This is a genomic window from Streptomyces sp. NPDC045955 (assembly GCF_056430805.1).
Map to the genome: position 1 here is coordinate 177,711 of NZ_JBWKKY010000008.1, position 21,795 is coordinate 199,505.

The window sequence follows — 21,795 nt, forward strand, 5'->3', positions numbered from 1 at the left end:
CGTCCTCAGGCGGTCGTCTGCGGCTGACGCGCTGATACGACCCTGACCGCCGAGCCCGAGACGAGCACTGCTGACAGGGCGATCAGACTGGTCAGGGTGTCCTGGATCTGTGCCGCCGGGGCATAGACGATCACGATGACGATGAGCAGGGCCGCCCAGCCCTTCGGGCGAGCCGTTGACAGTACAGAGCGAGTGGGAGCCACAGTCATTGCGGTACCTCCTGGTACTCAGTGCTCGCCCCACCGATCGTGCCGCCAAGGGACTTTGGTGGTGCGGGCTTCCTGCTTGGACTCATAGTGACGTCTCTGCCGCCAGGACGTATCCCGAGCGCCTCGGAAAAGGTCAACGGTCCCTCGGACGGCCGATGGTGCAGGGGTGTGCCGGTAGTTCGCAGCGGCAGCGCGGGGCCGCAGATCACCGGTGGCTGCGGTTCATGGCTGCGGCTCTTGCCGTGCTCGATCCCGCCCGGACTCATTCTCGAGCGGCGGTGCTCCGTGACCGCATCGCTGGTTAGGGTGGCAAGCAGGGACTGGTGGGGGGCGGCAGCGCTGTGGCGGCGGGGGACATGGGACTGCGACACGAACCACTGCTGCGCAAGCCCGCGGTGCTACCCCCTGCGTTGCGCATGTCGCTCGGGCTGGTGGCAGCCCTCGCCGCGCTGGTGGTCCTCGTGCTCGGGGTCCTGTACGCCGGCCACAGCGAGCCCGGCAGCGTGGACAGGTGGGTCGTCCAGCCGACGGCGGACAGTGTGGGTCCGCCCTGGCGGCACGTCGCTCTGGCCACGGACTTCCTCGGGGAGCCCGTGGGAGCGGCGACGCTGGTCGTGGCCACCGTGACGGTATGCCTGCTGCTTCGGTGTCCTCGTGCGGCGGTGCTCGCCGGCGCCGGCGCCGGCATGGCCGTGGGGACGACCACACTGCTCAAGCCCCTGGTGGGACGCACCATCCACGGCGACGGCAACCTGTCCTACCCGAGCGGTCACACCGCCTTCCTCACCGCGCTCGCCGTCGTGGTGGCGCTGTTGGCGGCCGGCCGGCTCCGTCTCGGCAGGACGGCCGGCACGCTGCTGGTGCTCGCCGCGGCGCTGGTCGCCGGGGCCGCCATGGGCTGGGCGCAGGTCGCCCTGGGCGCGCACTACCCGACCGACGTCCTCGGCGGCTGGTGCACCGCGCTGGCGGTGGTACCGGCGACCGCGTGGCTGGTCGATCAGGTGGCCGACAGCCGTCGGCTGTGGCCTCGCTGACGTCACGTCATGCCAGGCGGCGGAACACCGGCTTCACCGGTCGTCCGCCCAGCCACGGGGTGGGGTCGGCGGCGTCCAGTGCCTTGCGGTACACCGCACACGCCTGCGCCACCACGTCGACGGTGTGGTCGATGTCGGCGTCGGTGAGCGCGCTGCTCACCACGAACGACGGGGCGAGCACCCCGCCCGCGAGGAGCCGGCGCAGGAAGAGGGTGCGGTACCGCTGCGACGGCTGCCCGTTCTCGTCGAGGGTGGCGAAGACCAGGTTGCTGGCCCGGCCCCGGACCACGATGTGGTCGCCGACGCCCATACCGGCCGCGGCGTCGCGGACACCGGCGGCCAGCCGCTCGCCGAGGGCGTGCAGCCGCGCGGTGATGCTCTCTTCGACGTAGGTGGTCTGCACGGCCATCGCGGCGGCGAGGGAGTGCGTTTCCGCACCGTGCGTGGTGGACAGCAGGAAGACCCGTTCGCCGGACTGCCGCAGGCCGCCGAGTTCCATCAGGTCGCGGCGCCCGGCCAGCGCGGAGACGGCGAAGCCGTTGCCCAGCGCCTTGCCGAACGTGGAGAGGTCGGGGACGACGCCGTACAGGCCCTGGGCGCCGGCCTCGGACCAGCGGAAGCCGGTGATCATCTCGTCGAAGATCAGTACGCAGCCGTGCCGGTCGGCCAGCTCACGCAGGCCGGCGAGGTACCCGGGCGGTGGCTCGGTGTGGGTGGCGGGTTCGAGGATCAGGCAGGCGATCTCGTCCTGGTGGCGGGTGAGCAGCTCCTCCGTGGCGGCCAGGTCTCCGTAGGGGAACGACACGGTGAGGTCGGTGGTCGACGCCGGGATGCCGGCGGACATCGGCGTGGTGCCGATGAACCAGTCGTCGACGGAGAAGAACGGATGGTCGGCGCAGAGGGCCACCCGCGGGCGGCCGGTCGCGGCGCGCGCGAGGCGCACCGCGGCGGTGGTGGCGTCGGAGCCGTTCTTCGCGAACTTCACCATCTCGGCGGTCGGCACCGTGGACAGGAAGCGTTCCGCGGCCTCCACCTCGACGATGGACGGCCGGACGAAGTTGGAGCCGCGGTCGAGTTCCCGCCGCACCGCCTCGATCACGCGGGGGTGGGCGTGGCCGAGGCTGACCGAGCGCAGGCCGGAGCCGTACTCGATGTAGCGGTTGCCGTCGATGTCCCACACGTGGGCACCGTGGCCGTGGCTGATGACCGGGGCCAGGTTCTCGGGGTACTGGTCGTCGCCCTTGGCGTAGGTGTGCGCGCCCCCGGGGATCATGGCGTGCAGCCGCTCGTTCGCCGTCCGCGACCGGGGCAGGAGGAACTCCTCGGTCTCTGCGGTGTCTTCGGTGTCCACGTGGACCTCAGCTTTCCCTCTGCTTCAGGACCGCGGCGAGGCTCGGCGCCTCCCGGTCCCGCTGGGACATCGATGTGACCGGCAGCGGCCAGGGGATGGCGAGCTCCGGGTCGTCGTAGGCGATCGTCACGTCCTCGGCCGGATCGTGCGGGCGGTCGATCCGGTACGACGTGTCGGCGGTCTCGGTCAGCGCCTGGAAGCCGTGCGCGCACCCCGCCGGGATGTAGAGGGTCGTCTGGGTGTCGCCGGACAGCTCGAAGAAGGCCCGGCCCAGGTAGGTCGGCGAGTCCGTCCGCAGGTCCACGACGACGTCGAAGACCCTCCCGTACGAGCACCGCACCAGCTTGGCCTCGCCGGCGCCGGAGCGCAGGTGCAGCCCGCGCAGCACACCCCGGACCGAGCGGGACAGGCTGTCCTGGACGAAGGCGCCCGGGTCGAGGCCGACGGAGCGGACCACGTCGGCGTCGAACGTGCGGCTGAAGAAGCCGCGCTCGTCGGCGTACGGCGTCGGCTCGAACAGGTACGCGCCGGCGATCTGCGGGACTTCGGTCGCCTTCATCGAGCCTCCCGATACGCGTGGGTGTGGGTGTGGTCGGCCGCCGGGAACAGGGCCGTGGTCAGGGCGGTGAACTGGTCGTGCAGTTGCCGGGCGGTGACCTGGTTCCGCTCGGTGAGGGTCCGTCGCAGTTCCGCCGATCGCTTCTCCAGCGCCCGGAACTGTTCGAGCAGCCGGTCGGCGTCGACCTCACGCGCCGGGTGGCAGAACGCGTCCAGCCCCATCCGGGCCATGAGCGCGTCGCTCTTCGCCGCGTAGCTGAGGGCGAGCGTCGGTGTGCCGGCCTTCAGGGCGCAGACCAGGTTGTGGTACCGGGTCGCCACCACGGTGCCGGCAGCCGCCGTCTCCGTCATCAGGTCGGCCAGCGAGGCCGCCTCGGCAGCGGTGACCAGCGGCGAGTCCACCGCGTCGAGGATCGCCGCGACCACCGGCGCGTCGCACTCGTCGCCGGTGAGCAGCCGGACCGGCCTGCCGTCCTCCACCAGTGCGCGGACGAAGCGGGTCACCCCGTCGAGGTAGCGCCGGTGGATCTCCTCGGCCCGGGCGCGGTCGTCGTTGCCGCCGTGGAACGCCATGACGCCGACGCAGACCGGGCCCGGTGGGTCCTGTGGCCCCGAGGGCACGCTCGTCCGCGGTGTCGGAAGGGCGAACGCGAGGTCCGGGTAGACCGCGTCGCGCGCGGTGTCCACGCCCATCGCCCGCATCGCGTCGCGGGACACCTCGTCCCGGTACGAGCGGTACGCGGCCAGCCGCGCCGACCAGCGCACCAGGGTCCGGGTCGGCCGGTTGCCGATCGGGGCGGCGCCGGCGCCGACCAGCGCGACCCGGGTGCGCAGCAGCCGGCCGGACGCGCAGAGCAGGAACAGCGAGTACGGGAAGCCCCACGGCCGCAGCGGCAGCGTGGCCTCCAGGACGCCCATGCCCGGCACGATCACCGCGTCGTGCCGGCGCACCCAGGCAGCGGTGCGGAAGGCGTCGACGAGTTTGCCCAGGCCCTTCGCCGTGATCGCGCCCGCACGCGACGCGGTCCGGTACTCCCCGCGGTACCAGTGCAGCCGTGTCGCGGGGATGCCGTACCGGGCCGTGACGACCTCGGGGCCGCCGCAGAGGGCGTCCACGACCGCCTCCGGGTGCTCGGCACGGAGGTATCCGAGCACGGCTTCGAGCGACCCGTCGTTGCCGAGGTTGCCGGAGCCCAGCAGGCCGAACACCCCGATGCGGGCAGGGGTCACGCCTGCCTCCCCTCACGGCCGGCGACGAGGGCGTCCACGGAGGCCGTGAGCCGGTCCGGGTCGACCGGGGCGCGGTCCTCGACCCGCTCCCCGGCGCCCGGCCGGACCCGGCTGGTCAGCCACGCGGCCAGGTGGCGGTAGCAGGCGCGCCGGTCCGCCGGGGACAACGGCGCCCGCCGGATCGCGGAGGTGAAGCCCCAGACGTACTCGGCGAGCAGCCGGGGCGTCGGGTGCAGCGGGCCGGCCCGGCGCGGGTCGAGGTTGACGCACCGGGAGCGCTTGGACGGGTTCGCCCGCTCGGCGCGGGTGGGGTGGTCGCGGCGGAAGTACAGCAGTTCCGGCACCTGGTGGAACGGCCCGTGCAAGGTGATCTCGGCGACGAACGTGCGGTCCGCGTGGTGGTAGCTGTCGTGCGGTTTCACGCGGCGCAGCACGTCGGCCCGCATCACCCCGTAGAAGTCGTCGCCGCCGGGCTCGAACAGCAGGCTGCGGAAGCGCTCCGGCGCGTGCGGCGAGTCGGTGGCGAGCCCGTACTCGTACGGGACCTTCACCCGGCCGTCGCCGTCGATGACCGCCTGGCCGGAGTGCGCGAGGATCACGTCCGGCCGCTCGTCCAGGGCCTCTACGCAGCGCCGCAGCAGGTCCCGGGCGTACAGGTCGTCGTGCGAGGCCCACTTGAACAGCTCGCCGCGGCACTCGGTGAACACGTAGTTGTGGTTCGGCGCGGCGCCGATGTTCCGCGAGAGGCGGATGTACCGGATGCGGGGGTCCCGGGCCGCGTACGCGCGGCAGATGTCCTGGGTGCCGTCGGTCGAGGCGTTGTCCGAGACGACCAGCTCGAAGTCCTCGTAGGTCTGGCCGAGCAGGGCGTCGAGCGCCTCGGCGAGGTACTCCTCGCCGTTGTAGACGGGCAGGCCGATGCTCAGCCGGGGTTGGGCGGTCATGGCGTCCTCACTTCACGGAAAAGGTCTTGGTGGCGCTCGCGCAGGGCGGAGCGCAGGTGCAGCCACCACACGGCCGAGCTGCAGACGGTCGCGGCGGCGACGCCCCAGGCCGAGCCGACCGTGCCGGCCACGGCCGCCCCGCCGAGCCCGCCGGTGACGTAACAGGCGGAGGCGAACAGCTGGCTGCGCAGGCTGCGCCGGGCCGCGCCGAGCGCGCGCAGCCCGGCCGCCGCGCCGGTGCCGAGGCCGGCGCCCGCGACGCCCAGCGTGGCCGGCACGATGAGCTCCGCGGCAGAGCTCCAGACGTCGCCGAGCACGAGCTCGCCGAGCCGATCCGGCATCAGCAGCAGTGCCGTGCCCCACAGCAGTGCGGCGGCGGCCTGCCCGCCGCCGAGCAGGAGGCAGAACCTGGCCAGCCGGTGCGGGGCCCGCCGCAGCACCCGTGCCGCCTCCGCCACGGTGACCAGCGAAAGCCCCATCAGCACGGCGAGGAACGGTCCGAGCAGCAACTCGGCGCCCCGGACCGTACCCACCGCGCCGACGCCGACGATCGCGCCGAGCCCGTACGCCCGCAGCTGGCTCGCGCCGCTGACGCCGACGTTCTCGACCAGGTACCGGTAGCTGAGATCGCGCTGCTCGCGAAGCCACGCGCGCGCTCCGGTCAGCCGGGGCCGGATGCCGGCCTGGACGCACCCGTACACCGCGGCGACCGCGGCGGAGGCGCCCCAGGCGAGCACGAAAGCGGCCACGCTGCCGACGCGGGCGGCCACCACCATGGCCGGGACGAGCGCGACGCCCCACACGACGTCGTTGACGAACGCCTTCCGCCCGGTGCCGGCGGCGAAGAACGCGTACCGCCAGGCGTCCTGCAGCAGCAGCCCCGGCAGCATGACGCCGAGGCAGGCGAACGCGGACCCCACGCTGCCGCCGAGAGCCGGCCCGGCCACCACGCACGCCGCGCCGATGGCGGCACCGACGCCGAGCGCGGTACCCGACGACCGGGCCACCGCCCCGCGCCAAGAGGCGTCCGGGACGCCGCTGAAGCGCACCACGAGCGGGTCGGTGGCCAGCCCGCGGGAGACGCTGAGCACCACGCCGTAGGTCACCCAGGCCAGGCTGAACACGCCGAACGCGGTCAGCCCGAGCGAGCGTGCCACGTAGATGCCCACCGCGAAGTTGGTCACGCTGGAGGCCGCCTGGTCGGCCAGTCCCCAGGACAGCCGGCCGACGAGGGCCCGCCGGGCGGACCCGGCCGGTGTCGTCGTCTCCCCGTCGGTGGTCATCGGCGTCATGCCTTGATCAGTCCGGCGCCGCGCAGGGCGTCGGCCGCGGCGGCGACGACGCTGAACGGCAGTCCGGACCGCTCGGCGACGTCCAGCAGACTGTGCTCGCCGTCGGAGAGGTTGAGCACCCAGAGCATGGCCATCTGTGCCTGCTTGGTGTCGCTGCGGCCACCGAGCGCGTCGTACAACCCGCGTCGGCCCAGCTGTGGTTCGCCGTACGGGCTGAGGTTGACGTACTGACGGTTGCGGTCGAGGACGGCGAACGCCTCGCGGCAGACTGCAAGGGTGTCAGCCATGGCCTCCGGGGAGACGAAGTCCAGGTTGTCCGCCGAGGTGTGGTATTCGGGGTAGCCGGCGTACGGGGTACGGGTGAGCGAGCCCACGGCGAGATCGAACCCGGGCGAGCAGAACTGCCGCTCGTCGTAGCCGTACGGAGTGAACTCGGTGACGCGGTGCGGGCGTTCGGACGCGGCCAGCACATGCCGCAGCACACGGTCGATCTCGGCGTCGCCGCGCCTGCTCTCCTTGTACGTCAGGTGGCCCGGGTCGCCGGCGCAGGCCAGCACCAGCCCGTGCTTGACCCGTTCCACCCGCTCCGCGTTGCGGGCGAGCCAGGTGATCGCCCCGATGGTGCCGGGCGCGAAGATGAACCGGTAGGTGTAGTACGGAGTCCGCTCCGCCAGCTCCCTGGCCAGGAACGTCGCCACCGCCACGCCGGCCAGGTTGTCGTTGGCCAGCGACGGGTGGCAGACGTGGCAGGAGACGATCACCTCGTCGGGGACCTGCCCCGGGACCACGTGCTCGGCGTAGGTGAGGTGGCCGTCGGCGAGGGTGGAGTCGATGCGCACCTCGTAGTCGCCGTCCGGCATCGCGTCGAGGGTCTCCTGGGCCAGGCAGAACCCCCAGTCCGGCTTGTAGTAGCTGGTGCGGTACGGCACCCAGGACGGGTGCTCCGGCAGCGTGTGCAGGTGTTCGCGCAGCTCGGACAGCGGCATGGTCCGTGACACCGGCACGCTGTAGCCGAGCACGTGCAGGCTGGACGCGGCGAAGTCGACGACCCGGTTGCCGGTGGAGTCGGCGATGTACGCGTCGCGGATGTTCCACTCCTGCGGGACCGTCCAGTCGAGCACCTGGGTTCCGGTCGGCACTTCGTGCACCTGCAGCGGGATGTGCTCGCCGACGATGTCCAGGGTGGCGCGCACACCGTCGCCGGTGATGCTCCGGCAGAGCGGGTACAGCCGCTCCACCAGTGCGTACATTTCCTCGCCGATCTCGGTCACGGGCGCCACCGCAGGGTGTCGTCCACGGCACCGGCCTCGGAGGCCGCGCGCAGCACGGCGAGGCGCGTGAAGCGCTGCTCGAAGTCCTCCCGGGTCAGCCCGTGTGCGCGGTAGGCGTCGGCGAGTTCGAGCGCACCGCGCTTCACCGTCCACTCGCAGTCGAAGCCGGGGATCGCGGCGCGGAACCGGGAGAAGTCCACCCGGTACGACCGCGGATCGGCGCCGGTCTCCCCGGTGATCACCACCTTGGAGCCGGGTACCGCCTCGGCTACCTGCTCGGCGATCTCGGCGACCGTGACGTTGTTGGTCTCGCTGCCGATGTTGAACGCCCGGTCGTGCACGGTTTCCCGCGGCGCCGTCAGTGCGGCCGTGAAGGCCCGTGCGATGTCGGCGGCGTGCACCAGCGGGCGCCAGGGCGTGCCGTCGGACATCACCAGCACCTCGCCGGACAGCAGCGCGTGGCCCACGAGGTTGTTCAGCACGATGTCGGCGCGCAGCCGGGGCGAGTAACCGAAGGCGGTGGCGTTGCGCATGAACACGGGGGTGAAGTCGCCGTCGGCCAGCGCGTGCAGGTCGTCCTCCACCCGCACCTTGGACTCCGCGTACGGCGTCACGGGGCGCAGCGGGGCGTCCTCGCCCACCAGGTCGTCGCCGCCGGCGGCGCCGTAGACCGAGCAGGTCGACGCGTACAGGAAGCGCCGTACTCCGGCGTCGCGGGCCAGCCGGGCCAGCCGCACGGACGCGTGGTGGTTGATGTCGTAGGTGAGCTCCGGCGCCAGCGATCCCAGGGGGTCGTTGGACAGCGCGGCCAGGTGGATCACGGCGTCGAATCCGGCCACGTGGTCGGCCGTGACGTCACGCAGGTCCACCCGCTGTCCCGGCGGGTCGGCGGGCGTTGGGCCCAGCACGCAGTCGGCGAACAGGCCGGCGTCGAGGCCGGCGACCTCGTGTCCGGCGGCGGCGAGGACCGGGGCCATGACGGTGCCCAGGTATCCCTGGTGTCCGGTCAGAAGTACGCGCATGGTTCAACCCCCCAGGTTGAGCGTGAGTTTGGTGACGGCGAACGCCTCGGCGTATCGCTCATGGCATTCGATGCCGCGGATCCGTGCGAGGCCGAGGAAGGCCTCCCGGTCGTACCAGGGCCGGTGGCGCTGCGAGGGGTAGTGCTCCTGCAGCAGCCGTACCTTCTCTTCGGCGATCTCCGTGGACAGCGGCTGGTATGCCGCCATACGGCCGAGATCGCCGTCCCACTTGACGATCTCGTAGCCGAGGACCAGGTGGTCGCGGAAGGCCGTGGGTATCAGCTGCGCCAGGCCGCGGTGGTCCTGGTGGGCGTCATCGGTGCGCGGGGCCAGGATCAGGTCCGGGTCGGTCTGTGCGCGCAACTCCTCGACCGCGGCCTTGGCCTCGTCCCAGTGCACGGGCAGCCGGCCGTCCGGCAGCTTGTGCACGGTCAGCCGCAGGTCGGCGCCCGGGCAGAAGGCGGCGAGCGCGGCCGCCTCCTCCTGCTCGCGCTCGGTGCCGCCCCCGGAGAGCACCAGCGCGTCGACGCGGATGCCCGGCCGCGCGAGGCACAGCGTCAGCAGTGTGCCGCCGGCGCCGATGGCGATGTCGTCGCAGTGCGCGCCTACCGCCACGATCCGGTTCAGGCGACCGGCCCCGAGCCGGATCACGCGGTCCTCACCGTGGCAGCGTCCCGTTCCCACACGGCCCACGGTCGGTCGCCCCGGGCGTATGCCTCGTCGAGCGCGGCCCGCTCCTTGACGGTGTCGGTCGGCTTCCAGAAGCCGCGGTGCTGGTGCGCCACCAGCCGGCCGCGCTTGGCCAGTTGGGCGCATCCGTCGGCGACCAGGTCCCCGCCCTGAGGGATGTGGTCGAAGACCTCCTGGCGGAGCACGAAGTAGCCGCCGTTCTCCCACAGCGGCAGTTCGCTCACCGCGGTGATGCCTCCCACCAGGCCGTCCTCGCCCAGCTCCACGCAGTGGAACGACGACTGCGGCGGCACCACCATCATCGACGCACCCGCGTCGCGCCGGGCGAACCGGTCGATCATCTCCGGCAGCGGTGCGTCGGTGAGCACGTCGGCGTAGTTGGCGAGGAACATCTCGTCGCCGTCCAGGTGGTGCCGCACCCGGCGCAGCCGCTCCCCGATCGGCGACTCGATGCCGGTCTGCGCGAACGTGATCGTCCAGTCCGAGATGTCGGTGGACAGCAGCTCGGTCCGCCCGCCGCGCAGCACGAAGTCATTGGACGTCGTCTCCTCGTAGTTGAGGAAGAAGTCCTTGATGTGGTGCGCCCCGTACCCGAGACACAGGATGAACTCCGTGTGCCCGAAGTGCGCGTAGTAGCGCATCACATGCCAGATCAGCGGCCTGGGGCCGACCATCGCCATCGGCTTGGGCACGTCGTCTGCGGCACCGCTCCGCATCCGCATCCCGTAACCGCCGCAGAACAGAACGACCTTCATGCCTTGACCTCGACAATGCTCAGTTCCGGTATGGGAAAGACCAGCCGGCCGCCCCAGTCGTGCACGAACGACAGCTGCTCGACCAGTTCGGCCCGCAGGTTCCACGGCAGGACGAGGACGTAGTCCGGCCTGTCGGCGGCGATCTGCTCGGGCGGCAGGATCGGGATGCGGGTGCCCGGGGTGAACCTGCCGTGCTTGTAGGGGTTGCGGTCGACCGTGTACGGGAGCAGGTCGGGCCTGATGCCGCAGTGGTTGAGCAGGGTGTTGCCCTTGCCCGGGGCGCCGTAGCCGACGACCGTCTCGCCGCGCTCGGCCGCCTCGATGAGGAACCTGAGCAGGTCCCGGCGCACCTTGGCCACCCGGGCGGAGAACTCGGTGTACCCGGACAGCTCCTGCAGCCCGGCGGCCTTCTCGCGGGCCAGCACGTCGGCCACCCGCTGCGCAGGCTCGCCGGCCACCTCGGCAGGCCGGGCCCACAGCCGGATGGAGCCGCCGTGCGTGGGCAGCAACTCGACGTCCACGAGCGTGAGTCCGCCGCTCGCCAGGGCACGGGTCGCGGAGGCGACCGTGTAGTACTGGAAGTGCTCGTGGTAGATCGTGTCGTACTGGTTCTCCTCGATCAGCGTCAGCAGGTGCTGCACCTCGATGGAGACCCAGCCGTCGTCGGCGACCAGGGCGCGCAGGCCCTGGGTGAAGCCGACCACGTCGGGGATGTGCGCGTACACGTTGTTGGCCACGACCAGGTTCGCCGGGCCGTGTTCGGCGCGGACGGCGGAGCCGGTGTCCGGGCCCAGGAACTCCGTGAGCGTGGGCACGCCCGCCTCGCGCGCCGCGGCCCCGACGTTGACCGACGGCTCGATGCCGAGGCAGCGGATCCCCCGGTCCACCACGTGCTTCAGCAGGTATCCGTCGTTGCTCGCGACCTCGACCACGAAGGCGTCGGGGCCGAGACCCACCCGCTGTGCGGCGTCGGCGACGAACGTGCGCGCGTGATCCACCCAGGAGGTCGAGTACGAGGAGAAGTACGCGTACTCCTTGAACGTCTCCTCCGGCGTGATCAGCGGCGGGATCTGCGCCAGCCAGCAGTCGGTGCAGACCCGCAGGTGCAGCGGGTACGCGGGCTCCGGCCGGTCCAGTTGGTCCGCGGCGAGAAAGCTCTCGCACGGTGGCGTCGCGCCCAGGTCGACGACGCTCGCCAGCGCCGCCGAGCCGCAGAGTCGGCATCGTGTCATCTACTGCCCCCCATTGATTCCGTCCCCCATTGCTTCCGACCGACCCGCGATCGCGGTGCGGTACTCCTCCACCAGGCGCTCCAGCCCGACGGCCGGGCTGAAGGCCTGCTCGTAACGGCGCCGGGCCGCCTCGCCCATCTCCCGGTTGCGGGCCGCCCCGGCCGTGATCCGGCGGAGGCACGACGCGAGCGAGGCGGGCTCGCCCGGCCTGTGCAGCAGCCCGGTCACCCCGTCCTCGACGAGTTCGACGAAAGCGCCGTGACCGGCGGCGACGACCGGCACACCGGCCGCCATCGCCTCCACGACCACCAGGCCGAACGCCTCCAGCCACGTGGAGGGAGCCACCACTGCGACCGACCGCGCGACGGCCTTCTGGCACTCCGCCGGGTCCAGCAGGCCGACGTAGCGCACGTCGTCCCGGCCCGCCGCCCAGGCGGTCACCTCTCGCTCCAGCGGCCCCGTGCCGGCGATCACGAGCGGCACCCCCGCACCGCCGCCCGCGGCGATCTCGTCCCACGCGGCCATGAGCAGCCGCACACCTTTGGCCTCCGCGAGCCGGCCGAGGTAGAGCAGATGCTCGCCCGCCTCCGCTCGACGGGCGTCCGGCTCGGGCACGAAGTTGTGCTTCACCGCCAGCCGCTCGGCCGGCATACCGGCCCGCACCAGGACGTCGCGCTGCGCCGCGGAGATGCAGAAGAACCGCTCCACACCGGACCACCACCGCCGCCGGTTGACCGACAGGCTGACCGCGAGCGGCACCGTCGCCAGGCGCGAGTTCCGGTAACAGCCGTGCCGGACGGCGGGCAGCGGCGTCGCCCCGACGCACTCGGTGCACGGCCGGCCCTCCCGCTGGAGCGTGCCGGGCGGGCAGACCTGGGTGTAGTTGTGCAGCGTGGCGACGGCGGGCACGCCGGCGTCGGCGCAGGCGGCCAGCACCGCGGGCGACAGGAGTGGGAAGACGTTGTGGACGTGCACCACGTCCGGCCGCTCGGAGCGCAGCCGGGCGGCGAGTTCCGCGCGGACCGCCGGGTTCCACGGCACCAGCAGCGGCAGTGCGGCCTTGCCCAGCAGAGACCGGGCGGCGATGTCGTCGCTGCGCCGCTCGAACACCTCGACCCGGTGGCCGGCACCGCGCAGCAGCGCCACCTCCTGGTCGACGACCTTGTTCTCCCCGCTCGGCTGCGCCGAGGCGTAGCGGTTGTGCACCACGAGGACGTGCATGCTCACGTCACCTCCGTTCTCCGGGATCGTCGCGGGACGCGTCGTCGAGGGACTTCGGGCGTCGACAGGGGCGGGGCCGCGGGTGCCGCCAGCAGTGAGGCGGCCACGGCCAGGTGCAGCAGATACGGCGAGGCGTCGCCGAGCCCGGCCTCGGTGTACGACGCGATCGCGCAGTAGCTGATCAGGAAGATCGCGCAGGCCCTCGACAGCGACGGCGGCCGCAGCAACGCGACGACGCCCAGCACGACGATGACCGCCGCCACGAGCACGACGCCGGTCATCCCCTGCTCCTGGTAGACGGCCAGCCAGCTGTTGTCGATCGGCAGCCCGCCGAACGACTTGTCGCCCAGGCCCGCGCCGAACAGGTGCTCCGAGGTCGTCCGGGGCGCTGCCAGCAGGGCGTCCCAGACCTTGGCCCGGCCGGTGAGGCTGGAGAAGTTCTCCTGGCTCTGCCCGCGCAGGAACCACGCCCGCAGCGCGGAGCTGAACGCCACCGCGGCCACCGTGGCGCACAGCACCGCCCAGGCGAAGAACCGGCGGGCGGCGGCGCTGGTCAGGACGAGCGAGCCGATCGCCAGCGCCAGCCCGATGAGCAGGCCGAGCGTGGCCGTCCGGGTGTGGGTCAACGCCAGCAGGACGAGCGACGGCACGACGACCACGGCCGCGCTGCCCCGGTCGGTCCGGCGGCCCAGGACGAGCAGCACGGTGAGCCCGATGATCACCGCGGCGTACTGCCCGATCTGCGGCGGGGTGAGCGGCCACAACGCGCCGACCAGCCGCCCGCCGTAGAGCTCGGGCAGGGCCGCGCCCGGTGAGATGACCAGGCCGGCGGCCACCGACCCGAGTACCGCGAAGTACATCCGGATGTGGTGCCGGACGAAGGTCAGGCCGCCGTCCCACCAGCGGCTGAGCAGCCACAGCGTGCCGACGAAGAGAGCCAGCCGGGCGCAGCGGAACAGCGCCCCGAACCCGGACTCCAGGTCCGCGCTGGAGATCACGCTCGGCACCAGCAGCAGGGTGAGCAGCAACAGGAAGGCGCTGGGGCGGATGCGCAGCCGGAGATTGAGTGCGAGCGCCAGGGCGAACGCGGCGACCAGCGCGCCCATGGTGACCATCTGGATGAGGGAGCGGGGCAGCGGGACGATGGTCTTCGCCCCGGCGGAGCCGAGCGTATTGAGGACCAGCAGCCCCCAGACTGTCCCGACGATCTTCGGCGTGTGGTCCGCGGCCATCTCAACCACCGTCCCGCGCGCGGAAGGTGCTGCCCGCGTCCTGCCGGTACGGCATGCCCTGCCACTGCCCGGGGTCGAGCTCCCGGCTCGGGTCGTGGGCGACGAACGTCCAGGGGCCGACGTAGACGTTGTCGTGCCAGCGGTTGCGCTGCTTGCGGGTGATCGCCTCGGCCACCCGCTCGCCCTGGTACGGCGACCAGTCCGGATAGGTGCCGTAGTTGGCCAGCACCGCCATGCGGCCGCACTTCACCGCGCACTTGACGACGGACGTGTCCAGCACGAAGCGGTTGTGGTGGATGTCCACCCGCTGGGTCTTCCAGCGGCAGTCGGCGTAGAGCGGCGCGGTCGCGATCGCGGGCCGCGCACAGCGGCCGGTGTCCCGCACCAGCAACGTGCAGTCGCCGGAGGAGGTGTTGGCCGGGCTGTTGCAGAACCGGTCGGCGTTCTCCCACAGGGTGATCCCGGACCAGTTGTCCTCCAGCACGTTCCGGGAGATCTCGATCCGGTCCGTGCGGGCCCGGACCCGTGGTTCGCCGCCGGACTCGGACAGGTAGACGGTCGCGAACGGGAAGCTGTCGCCGCGGTCGGCCGCCTTGCGGCCCTCGACCCAGTTGTTCCGCCGGATCGTGTTCTTCCGGATGACCGCGTTGTAGCTGGTCTCGTAGATCAGCGCGGCGCCCTCGTTGGCCTCCAACAGGTTGTTCTCGATGCGGAAGTCGTTGTTGTTGGTGTCCGCCCACAACCCGGCTCCGCGGTTGCCGTGCACCCAGTTGCCGCGTACATCGGCACCGTTGACGGCCCAGAACTTGACGCCCCCGGTGCAGCCGCAGCCCGGCCGCCGCCGCTCCCAGTCGCCGGTGTTGTTACCCGTGATCTCGTTGCCCTCGACCACCAGGCCGCTGATCCGGCCCTTGCCCTTGTACGCGTTCATGCCGTACTGGCCGTTGCCGCGCAGGCAGCTGGCACGGACCCGCTGGCGGGCGCCGGCCATCAGCCCGGCGCCGGAGTTGTACTGGATCGTCGCGTGCTCGATCACCCACCCGTCGGCCGAGTCGTGGTTGACCACGCCCTCGTCATGCGGCGCGACGAAACGCTGCACGGTCAGGTGGCGGATGGTGACGTCGCGGGCGGTGCCGCCGAACGCGTACTGGTTCTTCTTCCCGCCGTCGAGCACCGCGCCCGGCGCACCGAGGTAGCGGTTGCCCTCCTTGGGGATGACCTGGGCGTAGCGGTCCGGGTCGAGCCGGTGCTTGCCCGGCCGGAGCCAGAACGTGGTGTGCGCGGGGTTGCTCTTGGTCTTCGCGGCCAGGTCACCGGCCTTCACGGGGTCGACCGTCACCGCGCCCGCCGGCGCCTTCGCCGGCCCGGCCACGGGCTCGGCGCACACCCGGGCCACGGCGACGGACGGGGACGGCGGGGCGGTCGGCTCCGCCCCGGCGCTCGGCGAGCTCGTACAGCCGGTCGCGGTCAGCACAACCAGCGCCAGCGGTGCCGCCGCCGACGCCCCATGCCGTCTCCTGATCCCCACGTGCCCGCCCCCAGGGGGCTTCTGACGGATCTCCGCGGCGCCGCGACGCCCGGCACGCACTCTCGCCGCACCGGGCAAAAGGCCTAGTAGCTCCGCTACGAGGCCTTCCGCCCGGCACGCCGAGAGCACGCACCGAACGCCGCTCCTTCTTCCACGGAGATCCATCAGAAGCCCCCTAGCCGCAGAACCTGAGCAGGGTGGTGAAGTCCTCCGCGCCGTCGGCGAAACCGGTGCCGACCAGCGTGGTGGTGGGTTCCTTGCGTCCGAAGCCGGGGGAGTACCAGCCCAGCGGCGGGCCGGTCTCGCCGCGATGCGCCCGCCAGGACAGCTGCCCGGGCAGGTCGATCACCGCGGAGCGGTCCTCGCCGTCGCGGGTCCAGGTGAGCTGTGCCCGGTTCCCCACCAGGTCCGCGGCGATCGCCGGGCCGAGGTGGAACGCCAGGCGTACCTCCCGGCGCGGGCCGTGCCGGCCGCGGACCTCGTCGACCACCCGCACCTCCCGGCTCGCGGCCGTCAGCTCCACCCGGCGGCGGTGCACGGAGGGCCGGTAACCGTCGTGCTCGGCGCACCAGCGGGCCACCGACTCACTGGAGGTGTCCGCGACCAGGACGCGGGTCTCGGCATGCCGGGTCCACAGGAACGGGCCGCCGGAGACTGACTGGTCGCCGCCGTCCAACTGCAGGGTGTTGTGCCCGAGGGTGGACCGGAAGTACTGCCGCCACTCGGGCTGCCCGTGGTAGCAGTACGTCCCCGGGTCGGCGAGCACGTCGACCCCGTCGTGCCGGACCTCCACGGACAGCGCGTCCGCGTGGGCGTGCGCGGCGATGGACAGGAACCCGTGCGGACCACCGTCGCAGCGGCACCAGATCCCTCCCGGACCGCGCAGGATGGTCATGCCCGCGTCGGGGAAGTGGGCCGGTCGGCTCGCCGGGCGGGTCACGGACAGTTCAGTGCGCTTGATGAGCGCGGCCAGCAGCGGAGTGCGCACATCGGTGCCGGTCACCTCCGGCCACCAGGCGAGCCGGCCGAACACCGCGTCCCCGGTGGCCAGCAGCGAGGCCCAGCGGTCGGTGCCCGCGCCGTCCACGACCAGACCGTGCCCATCGTCCGCGTCCCCCTGGCGCGGCGGCCGCAGCCGGCTGTCCACGACGGCGGCGAGCGCGTCCGTCATCCGCAGCAGCACCAGCCGGACCGACGCGGGGACCGGCACGCCCCGGGCGTCCGCCTCGGCCACCGCGGCCAGGCCGAGTTCCAGCACCAGTCCGTGATACTCGGTGGCCAGCTCGCGGTTGAGGCCGGAACCGAAGGTGTTGCCGCGCAGGTGCCGCTCCAGCGTCCGCAGCGCCTCGGCTCGCCAGCGCGCCGAGGCGGGGAACCACCCGAACGCGCAGGCCGCTGCGAACTGCCCGGCGGCCTCGGCGATGACGTGGTTGTTCGCCGACGAGCCCCGGCTGGGGAAGGCGGCCAGCCAGCGCTGGTGGTGCCAGATCTGGTTCAGCGCCACCGGGTTGTCCTCGAACAGCCCGGCCGCACCCGGCCAGCCGTCGAGCAGCCGACGGATCCACACCCACGACAGCAGCCGGATCCCCAGCTCGATGCCGCTGGTCCAGTGCACCCCGCGCAGTGGCGCGTTGGCCGCCCACCACGACCGCAGGTGCTCGGCCACGCGCTCGGCGTACCGCTCGTTGCCGGTGACCGCGTAGGCGGCGGCAAGCCGGGTGAGGTACTGGTGCCGGGACAGCTCCCAGATCTGCTTGATGTCCCCGACCGCGTCCTCGTCCCGGTACGGCACGTCGAAGGCGTAACCCCACGGAGGCCGGCGCCCGGTCTTCGGGTCGTACCACCAGTCCGGGTTGACCAGGTCGTCGCGGACCACCCCGAAGAACTCGGCATGCCCGGCCATCAGCCGGTCCGCCTCGGCGACGAGCCGTTTCGCGGCGTCCGGAGGGATCGCCGCGATCGCCCCGGCGGGCAGGACCGCGGTGAACCGGGCGCCGGTCACGCTCGGGCACTTCGGCCGCGCCGACCGCCACCGCCGCCTGCGCACCGCGTCGCCCACCCGGCCGCCGACCTCCCGCGGCCCCATCCGGGACAGCCGCCGCAGGTACCAGCCCGCGCTCATGGTCATCGCGCTCTCTCCAGCGTCACCGGCGCGCCGCCGGCCAGGCCGGCCTGCACGGCGAGGGTGGCCGCCGTGGTGGCGACCAGCGACTCCAGCGGCACCGGCATCGGCCCGCCGGTCCGTACGGCCTTGACGAACGCGGCCAGTTCGGCGTTCTGGCCCTTGTCCCGGGCCTTGGGAAGGCGTGAACTGACCCACTTCCTGGGGCCGTGGACCGAGGCCCGGACGAAGTCGTCGAGCCGCAGCACCTTGCCGTCCGCGACCAGGTCCAGCGTCTCCTTGGGGAAGCCGGGCGCGCCGTTGGTGACGTAGCTGATGGTGGCGGTGGACCCGCCCGGGTAGCGCAGCACGACCTGCAGGTCCTCGTTGCCGGGCGTGCCGGTCGCGTACACGGAGACGGGGTCGGCATCGAGCAGCCAGCTCGCCGTGTCGATGAAGTGCCCGCCCTCGCCGGCGAACCGCGAGCCCTCGGTGCCTTGCCGGAGGTACCAGCTGCCGTGGTCGAGCCGGCCCGCGTTGACCAGGTAGCGCAGGCTCGCCGGACCGGTCAGGGCGCCGAACCGCTTCCTGGCCTCCTGCAGCAGCGGCGCGAACCGGCGGTTGAAGCCCACCTGCAGCCGGTCGTTGCCGGACTCCTCCACCGCCGCGAGCACGCCGGCCAGCTCGTCCTCGGTGAGGGCCAGGGGCTTCTCCACGAACACCGCCTTGCCGGCCAGCAGTGCTTTCCGGGTCAGCTCGGCGTGGGAGCTGTGCCGGGTGACGACGAACACCGCGTCGACGGACGTGTCGCCGAGCACGGCGTCGAGGTCGGTGGTCGCCCCGGCGAAGCCGAACTTCCGCTGCGCGTTGGCCCCCGACAGCGCCGTCGTGGTGACGACGGTCGACAACTCGACGCCGTCGCGCTGCGCCAGGTGCGGCAGCAGCATCGACGTCGCGTAGTTTCCCGCGCCGACGAACGCGAGGCGCACCGGCGTCCGGGCGGCCCGGGCCGGACTCGGCTTCATGCTCTTGGTGGACACAGCCACCGCGGGCACGGCCACCGCAGGGGCCGGCGCCTGCGGTGCCTGGTCGGGGTACCGGAACAGGACCGCGACGGCCTTCAGTTCGCCGTCCTTCAGGCTCCGGTACGTCTCGACGGCGTCGTCGAAGTCGGCGATGCGGGAGATCAGGGGCTCCACGTCGACGCGGCCGCGGGCGAGGAGATCGAGGAAGCACGCCAGATTGCGGCGCTCGGTCCAGCGCACGTAGCCGATCGGGTAGTCGCGCCCCTCCAGCTCGTACTCCGGGTCGTAGCGCCCGGGGCCGTAGCTGCGGGAGAACCGGACGTCGAGCTCCTTCTCGTAGTACGCGTTCCACGGCAGGTCCAGGCGGCACTTGCCGATGTCGACGACCCGGCCGCGGTCCCGGCTCAGCCGGGCGGCCAGCTCGACGGGCTGGTTGCTGCCGCCGCCTGCCGCCAGATACACCTGGTCCACACCGTGACCGCCGGTGAGTTCGGCGACGGCGGTCTCCACGGCCGCGGAGGCGGGATCGCCGCAGGCCGCCGCGCCGAGGCGCTCGGCGAGCTCGCAGCGCACCGGGTCGGGGTCGGCCCCGATGACGCGGACTCCCGAGGCGGCCAGCAGCTGCACCACCAGCTGCCCGATCAGCCCGAGGCCGATGACGAGTGCCACTTCGCCGAGCCGTGACTCGCCCTGGCGGACGCCCTGCAGCGCGATCGACCCGACGGTGCCGAAGGCCGCGTGCCGCGGCGCGAGGCCGTCCGGCACCGGGGCGTAGAGGTTCTTCGGCACCCAGTTCAGTTCGGCGTGCAACGCGTGCTCGTTGCCGGCGCAGGCCACGAGGTCGCCGACCTTCACGTCGTCGATCCCGGCGCCGACCTGCTCGACCACCCCGCACAGCGAGTAGCCCAGCGGCGTGTAGGAGTCCAGCTTGCCCATCACCTTGCGGTAGGTGGCGGGCACCCCGTTGGTGGCCACGCTCTGCACGACCTTGGCCACCTGGTCCGGCCGGGAGCGGGCCTTGCCCAGCATCGACATGCCGGCCTCGGACACCTTCATGAGCTCGGTCCCGGTGGATATCAGTGAGTAGGCGCTGCGGACCAGCACGCCGTCCGGCTTGCACCCCGGCACCGGCACGTCGAGCAGCGCCAGTTCGCCGCTCTTGTAGTTCTGCACAACCTGTTTCACTCAAACTCCCCAGAAGTCGCGCCCCGGTACCAGTACTCGAGCGTCAGCACATGCCACAGATGCTTGGAGAAGTCCCGCTGTCCGGCCGCGTCCTCGGCGACCATCCGCGCCAGCGCGTCGCGGCGCAGGAACCCGGAACGGACGAGCAGACCGTCGTTCACCACCTCGCGCACCAGCGGCGCCAGATCCCGGCTCATCCAGGCGCGCAGCGGGGCACTGAACAGCCCCTTGGGCCGGTACACGATCTCCCGGGGCAGGACCGAAACGGCCGCCTCCTTGAGGACGGCCTTGCCCTGCCGTCCGACGATCTTGCGATCACCGGGCACGGCGAACGCCGCCCTGACCACCTCGACGTCCACGTACGGCACCCGCACCTCGGTCGACGCGGCCATGCTGGAGCGGTCCGTGTACGCGAGGTTCAGGCCCGGCAGGAACATCCGGGCGTCGGTCAGGCACATGCGGTTGACGAAGTCGTCGAGGTCGTTGTCCTGGTAGGTGTCCGCATGCTCGGCCAGCACGTCCCCGACCGTCCCGGCCAGGTCCGGATCGAGCAGGGCGAGCAACTCGTCCTGGTCGTACATGGTGTAGCTGCGCCGGAACGCGGTCTCCTCCGGAAGGCCGGCGAAGGACAGGAACCGCTTCGCGAAGCGCACCGAGCGGTACCCCCGGCGGGACGTGGCGACCGGCAGCCGGTCCACGGCCGCGGACACCCCGCGCCGCAGCGGCCGCGGCAGGCGCTGGTAGCGCAGCGCCAGCAGATTGGCCAGGTGCTTGCGGTACCCGGCGAACAGCTCGTCGGCGCCCATCCCCGAGAGCATCACCTTGACCCCGGCCTCCCGGGCGGCCGAGCAGATCAGGTACGTGTTGATCGCTGCGGGGTCGCCGATCGGCTCGTCCAGGTGGTACGTCATCTGTGGCAGCAGGTCGAGCACGTTCGGAGCGATCTCGATCTCCCGCAGGTCGACGCCGAACCGCTCGGCCACCTGCCGGGCGTAGCGCAGGTCGTCCGGCATCGCCTCGAACCTGGCGTCCTCGGCGCGGAACCCGATCGTGTAAGCGGAGATCCCGGGCCGGTCGCGGGCCGCCAGCGCGGTCAGGTAGCTGGAGTCGAGGCCACCGGACAGGAAGGTCGCCACGGGTACGTCCGAGAGCAGGTGACGCCGGGTCGACTCCTCGACGACGGCCGCGATGTCCGGCAGCTCGCCGGCCAGCGCCCGCTCCCGGCCCTCGGCGGCGACGTCCTTCAGGTTCCAGTACCGGCCCCGCTCCACCCGGCCGTCGGGCCGGCACCGCAGCCAGCTCCCCGGGGGCAGCTTCTCCGCCTCGCGGAACGCGCAGCGCGAGTCGGGCACCCAGTAGTACAGCAGCGAGGCCACGAGCGCCGCATGGTCCACCTGGAGCGACCCGCCGGTGACGGCGGCGAGCGCCTTGAGCTCGGAGGCGAACACCAGACCCTCGCCGCGCCGGAGCAGGAACAGCGGCTTGATGCCCAACTGGTCACGGGCCAGGACCAGTTCCCCGGTGCGCTCATCGAAGACGCCGAACGCGAACATGCCGCGCAGCCGCGCCAGGCAGTCGGTGCCCCAGCGCCGCCAGGCCTCCAGCAGCACCTCGGTGTCGGAGGTACCGCGGAAGCGCACCCCGGCGGCGGCCAGCTCGGCCCGCAGCTCGGGCGCGTTGTACAGCTCGCCGTTGTACGTCAGGGCGAGGCCGTCCGAGACCATCGGCTGGGCGCCGGTCTCGGACAGGTCGATGATGGCCAGCCGGCGGTGCCCGAGCTGCACGTCGCCGTCACCGGCGGCGTGGCCGTAGCGGCCCGCCCCGTCCGGACCGCGGTGGGCCAGGGCATGGGTGAGCCGGTCGGTCACGGCCTTCCCGTCCGGCCATCGGTACGTGCCTGCGATGCCACACATGT

The 21,795-nt window shown here is 72.4% G+C and carries 18 protein-coding genes; 1 reads left to right on the plus strand and 17 read right to left on the minus strand.

All coding sequences use genetic code 11. The features are described from left to right. Window positions 1–5 precede the first annotated feature (5 nt). On the minus strand, window positions 6–209 hold the full coding sequence (locus AC07F0_RS18700; RefSeq protein ID WP_478980129.1) for a hypothetical protein: 204 nt from the start codon (window positions 207–209) through the stop codon (window positions 6–8). A 356-nt stretch (window positions 210–565) separates the two neighbouring features. Here AC07F0_RS18700 and AC07F0_RS18705 point away from each other — a divergent pair, with 356 nt between their 5' ends. Continuing rightward, entirely contained in the window at window positions 566–1,243 is a 678-nt protein-coding gene (locus tag AC07F0_RS18705; RefSeq protein ID WP_478980130.1) for a phosphatase PAP2 family protein, read from the plus strand. A 7-nt stretch (window positions 1,244–1,250) separates the two neighbouring features. Here the strand turns inward: AC07F0_RS18705 and AC07F0_RS18710 are convergent, their stop codons facing one another. The 16 genes from AC07F0_RS18710 to asnB form a co-directional block, all read right to left on the minus strand. Then, the gene (locus AC07F0_RS18710) at window positions 1,251–2,594 is read right to left on the minus strand and encodes a glutamate-1-semialdehyde 2,1-aminomutase (RefSeq protein WP_478980132.1); all 1,344 of its coding nucleotides are present in this window, start codon (window positions 2,592–2,594) and stop codon (window positions 1,251–1,253) included. Between the two features lie 7 nt (window positions 2,595–2,601). Then, the gene (locus AC07F0_RS18715; RefSeq protein WP_478980134.1) at window positions 2,602–3,153 is read right to left on the minus strand and encodes a dTDP-4-dehydrorhamnose 3,5-epimerase family protein; all 552 of its coding nucleotides are present in this window, start codon (window positions 3,151–3,153) and stop codon (window positions 2,602–2,604) included. Then, window positions 3,150–4,382: a polysaccharide pyruvyl transferase family protein gene (locus AC07F0_RS18720; RefSeq protein WP_478980136.1), complete on the minus strand. Its 1,233-nt coding sequence runs from the start codon at window positions 4,380–4,382 to the stop codon at window positions 3,150–3,152. The genes AC07F0_RS18715 and AC07F0_RS18720 overlap by 4 nt, the downstream gene beginning before the upstream one ends. Next, window positions 4,379–5,326 (minus strand): glycosyltransferase family 2 protein, encoded by a 948-nt coding sequence (locus AC07F0_RS18725; RefSeq protein WP_478980138.1) that lies wholly within the window; start codon window positions 5,324–5,326, stop codon window positions 4,379–4,381. The genes AC07F0_RS18720 and AC07F0_RS18725 overlap by 4 nt, the downstream gene beginning before the upstream one ends. Beyond that, a complete protein-coding gene (locus AC07F0_RS18730) occupies window positions 5,323–6,618 on the minus strand; it encodes a hypothetical protein (RefSeq protein ID WP_478980140.1) in 1,296 nt (431 codons plus the stop codon). The genes AC07F0_RS18725 and AC07F0_RS18730 overlap by 4 nt, the downstream gene beginning before the upstream one ends. Beyond that, on the minus strand, window positions 6,615–7,898 hold the full coding sequence (locus tag AC07F0_RS18735) for a DUF4910 domain-containing protein (protein ID WP_478980142.1): 1,284 nt from the start codon (window positions 7,896–7,898) through the stop codon (window positions 6,615–6,617). Before AC07F0_RS18735 ends, AC07F0_RS18730 begins: the two co-directional genes overlap by 4 nt. Next, window positions 7,886–8,911 carry an NAD-dependent epimerase/dehydratase family protein gene (locus AC07F0_RS18740; RefSeq protein WP_478980144.1) on the minus strand — a complete coding sequence of 342 codons (1,026 nt, stop codon included), beginning with the start codon at window positions 8,909–8,911 and terminating at the stop codon, window positions 7,886–7,888. Before AC07F0_RS18740 ends, AC07F0_RS18735 begins: the two co-directional genes overlap by 13 nt. Window positions 8,912–8,914: 3 nt before the next feature. Next, a complete protein-coding gene (locus AC07F0_RS18745) occupies window positions 8,915–9,562 on the minus strand; it encodes a PIG-L deacetylase family protein (RefSeq protein WP_478980146.1) in 648 nt (215 codons plus the stop codon). Next, a complete protein-coding gene (locus AC07F0_RS18750; protein WP_478980147.1) occupies window positions 9,559–10,356 on the minus strand; it encodes a glycosyltransferase family protein in 798 nt (265 codons plus the stop codon). Before AC07F0_RS18750 ends, AC07F0_RS18745 begins: the two co-directional genes overlap by 4 nt. Further along, the gene (locus tag AC07F0_RS18755; protein WP_478980149.1) at window positions 10,353–11,588 is read right to left on the minus strand and encodes a methyltransferase domain-containing protein; all 1,236 of its coding nucleotides are present in this window, start codon (window positions 11,586–11,588) and stop codon (window positions 10,353–10,355) included. Before AC07F0_RS18755 ends, AC07F0_RS18750 begins: the two co-directional genes overlap by 4 nt. Then, complete coding sequence (locus AC07F0_RS18760) at window positions 11,589–12,809, minus strand: glycosyltransferase (RefSeq protein WP_478980447.1); 1,221 nt, start codon at window positions 12,807–12,809, stop codon at window positions 11,589–11,591. It abuts the gene before it with no gap. 2 nt (window positions 12,810–12,811) lie between these two features. Beyond that, window positions 12,812–14,041 carry an O-antigen ligase domain-containing protein gene (locus AC07F0_RS18765; protein ID WP_478980150.1) on the minus strand — a complete coding sequence of 410 codons (1,230 nt, stop codon included), beginning with the start codon at window positions 14,039–14,041 and terminating at the stop codon, window positions 12,812–12,814. A gap of 1 nt (window position 14,042) precedes the next feature. Then, entirely contained in the window at window positions 14,043–15,569 is a 1,527-nt protein-coding gene (locus tag AC07F0_RS18770; RefSeq protein ID WP_478980152.1) for a right-handed parallel beta-helix repeat-containing protein, read from the minus strand. Window positions 15,570–15,744: 175 nt separating this feature from the next. After that, window positions 15,745–17,697 carry a heparinase II/III family protein gene (locus AC07F0_RS18775; RefSeq protein ID WP_478980154.1) on the minus strand — a complete coding sequence of 651 codons (1,953 nt, stop codon included), beginning with the start codon at window positions 17,695–17,697 and terminating at the stop codon, window positions 15,745–15,747. Continuing rightward, window positions 17,694–19,880, minus strand: a complete 2,187-nt coding sequence (locus tag AC07F0_RS18780; protein WP_478980156.1) for a bi-domain-containing oxidoreductase — start codon at window positions 19,878–19,880, stop codon at window positions 17,694–17,696. The genes AC07F0_RS18775 and AC07F0_RS18780 overlap by 4 nt, the downstream gene beginning before the upstream one ends. Beyond that, complete coding sequence (asnB, locus tag AC07F0_RS18785; protein ID WP_478980158.1) at window positions 19,877–21,793, minus strand: asparagine synthase (glutamine-hydrolyzing); 1,917 nt, start codon at window positions 21,791–21,793, stop codon at window positions 19,877–19,879. Before asnB ends, AC07F0_RS18780 begins: the two co-directional genes overlap by 4 nt. Window positions 21,794–21,795: the final 2 nt, after the last annotated feature.

Excerpts from the sequence above, each read along its gene's own strand:
- AC07F0_RS18760 (WP_478980447.1), bottom strand. The coding sequence starts at position 12,809 with ATGCACGTCCTCGTGGTGCACAACCGCTACGCCTCGGCGCAGCCGAGC.
- AC07F0_RS18730 (WP_478980140.1), bottom strand. The coding sequence starts at position 6,618 with ATGACGCCGATGACCACCGACGGGGAGACGACGACACCGGCCGGGTCC.
- AC07F0_RS18705 (WP_478980130.1), top strand. The coding sequence starts at position 566 with ATGGGACTGCGACACGAACCACTGCTGCGCAAGCCCGCGGTGCTACCC.
- asnB (WP_478980158.1), bottom strand. The coding sequence starts at position 21,793 with ATGTGTGGCATCGCAGGCACGTACCGATGGCCGGACGGGAAGGCCGTG.
- AC07F0_RS18715 (WP_478980134.1), bottom strand. The coding sequence starts at position 3,153 with ATGAAGGCGACCGAAGTCCCGCAGATCGCCGGCGCGTACCTGTTCGAG.
- AC07F0_RS18775 (WP_478980154.1), bottom strand. The coding sequence starts at position 17,697 with ATGACCATGAGCGCGGGCTGGTACCTGCGGCGGCTGTCCCGGATGGGG.
- AC07F0_RS18750 (WP_478980147.1), bottom strand. The coding sequence starts at position 10,356 with ATGAAGGTCGTTCTGTTCTGCGGCGGTTACGGGATGCGGATGCGGAGC.
- AC07F0_RS18725 (WP_478980138.1), bottom strand. The coding sequence starts at position 5,326 with ATGACCGCCCAACCCCGGCTGAGCATCGGCCTGCCCGTCTACAACGGC.
- AC07F0_RS18765 (WP_478980150.1), bottom strand. The coding sequence starts at position 14,041 with ATGGCCGCGGACCACACGCCGAAGATCGTCGGGACAGTCTGGGGGCTG.
- AC07F0_RS18740 (WP_478980144.1), bottom strand. The coding sequence starts at position 8,911 with ATGCGCGTACTTCTGACCGGACACCAGGGATACCTGGGCACCGTCATG.
- AC07F0_RS18700 (WP_478980129.1), bottom strand. The coding sequence starts at position 209 with ATGACTGTGGCTCCCACTCGCTCTGTACTGTCAACGGCTCGCCCGAAG.
- AC07F0_RS18755 (WP_478980149.1), bottom strand. The coding sequence starts at position 11,588 with ATGACACGATGCCGACTCTGCGGCTCGGCGGCGCTGGCGAGCGTCGTC.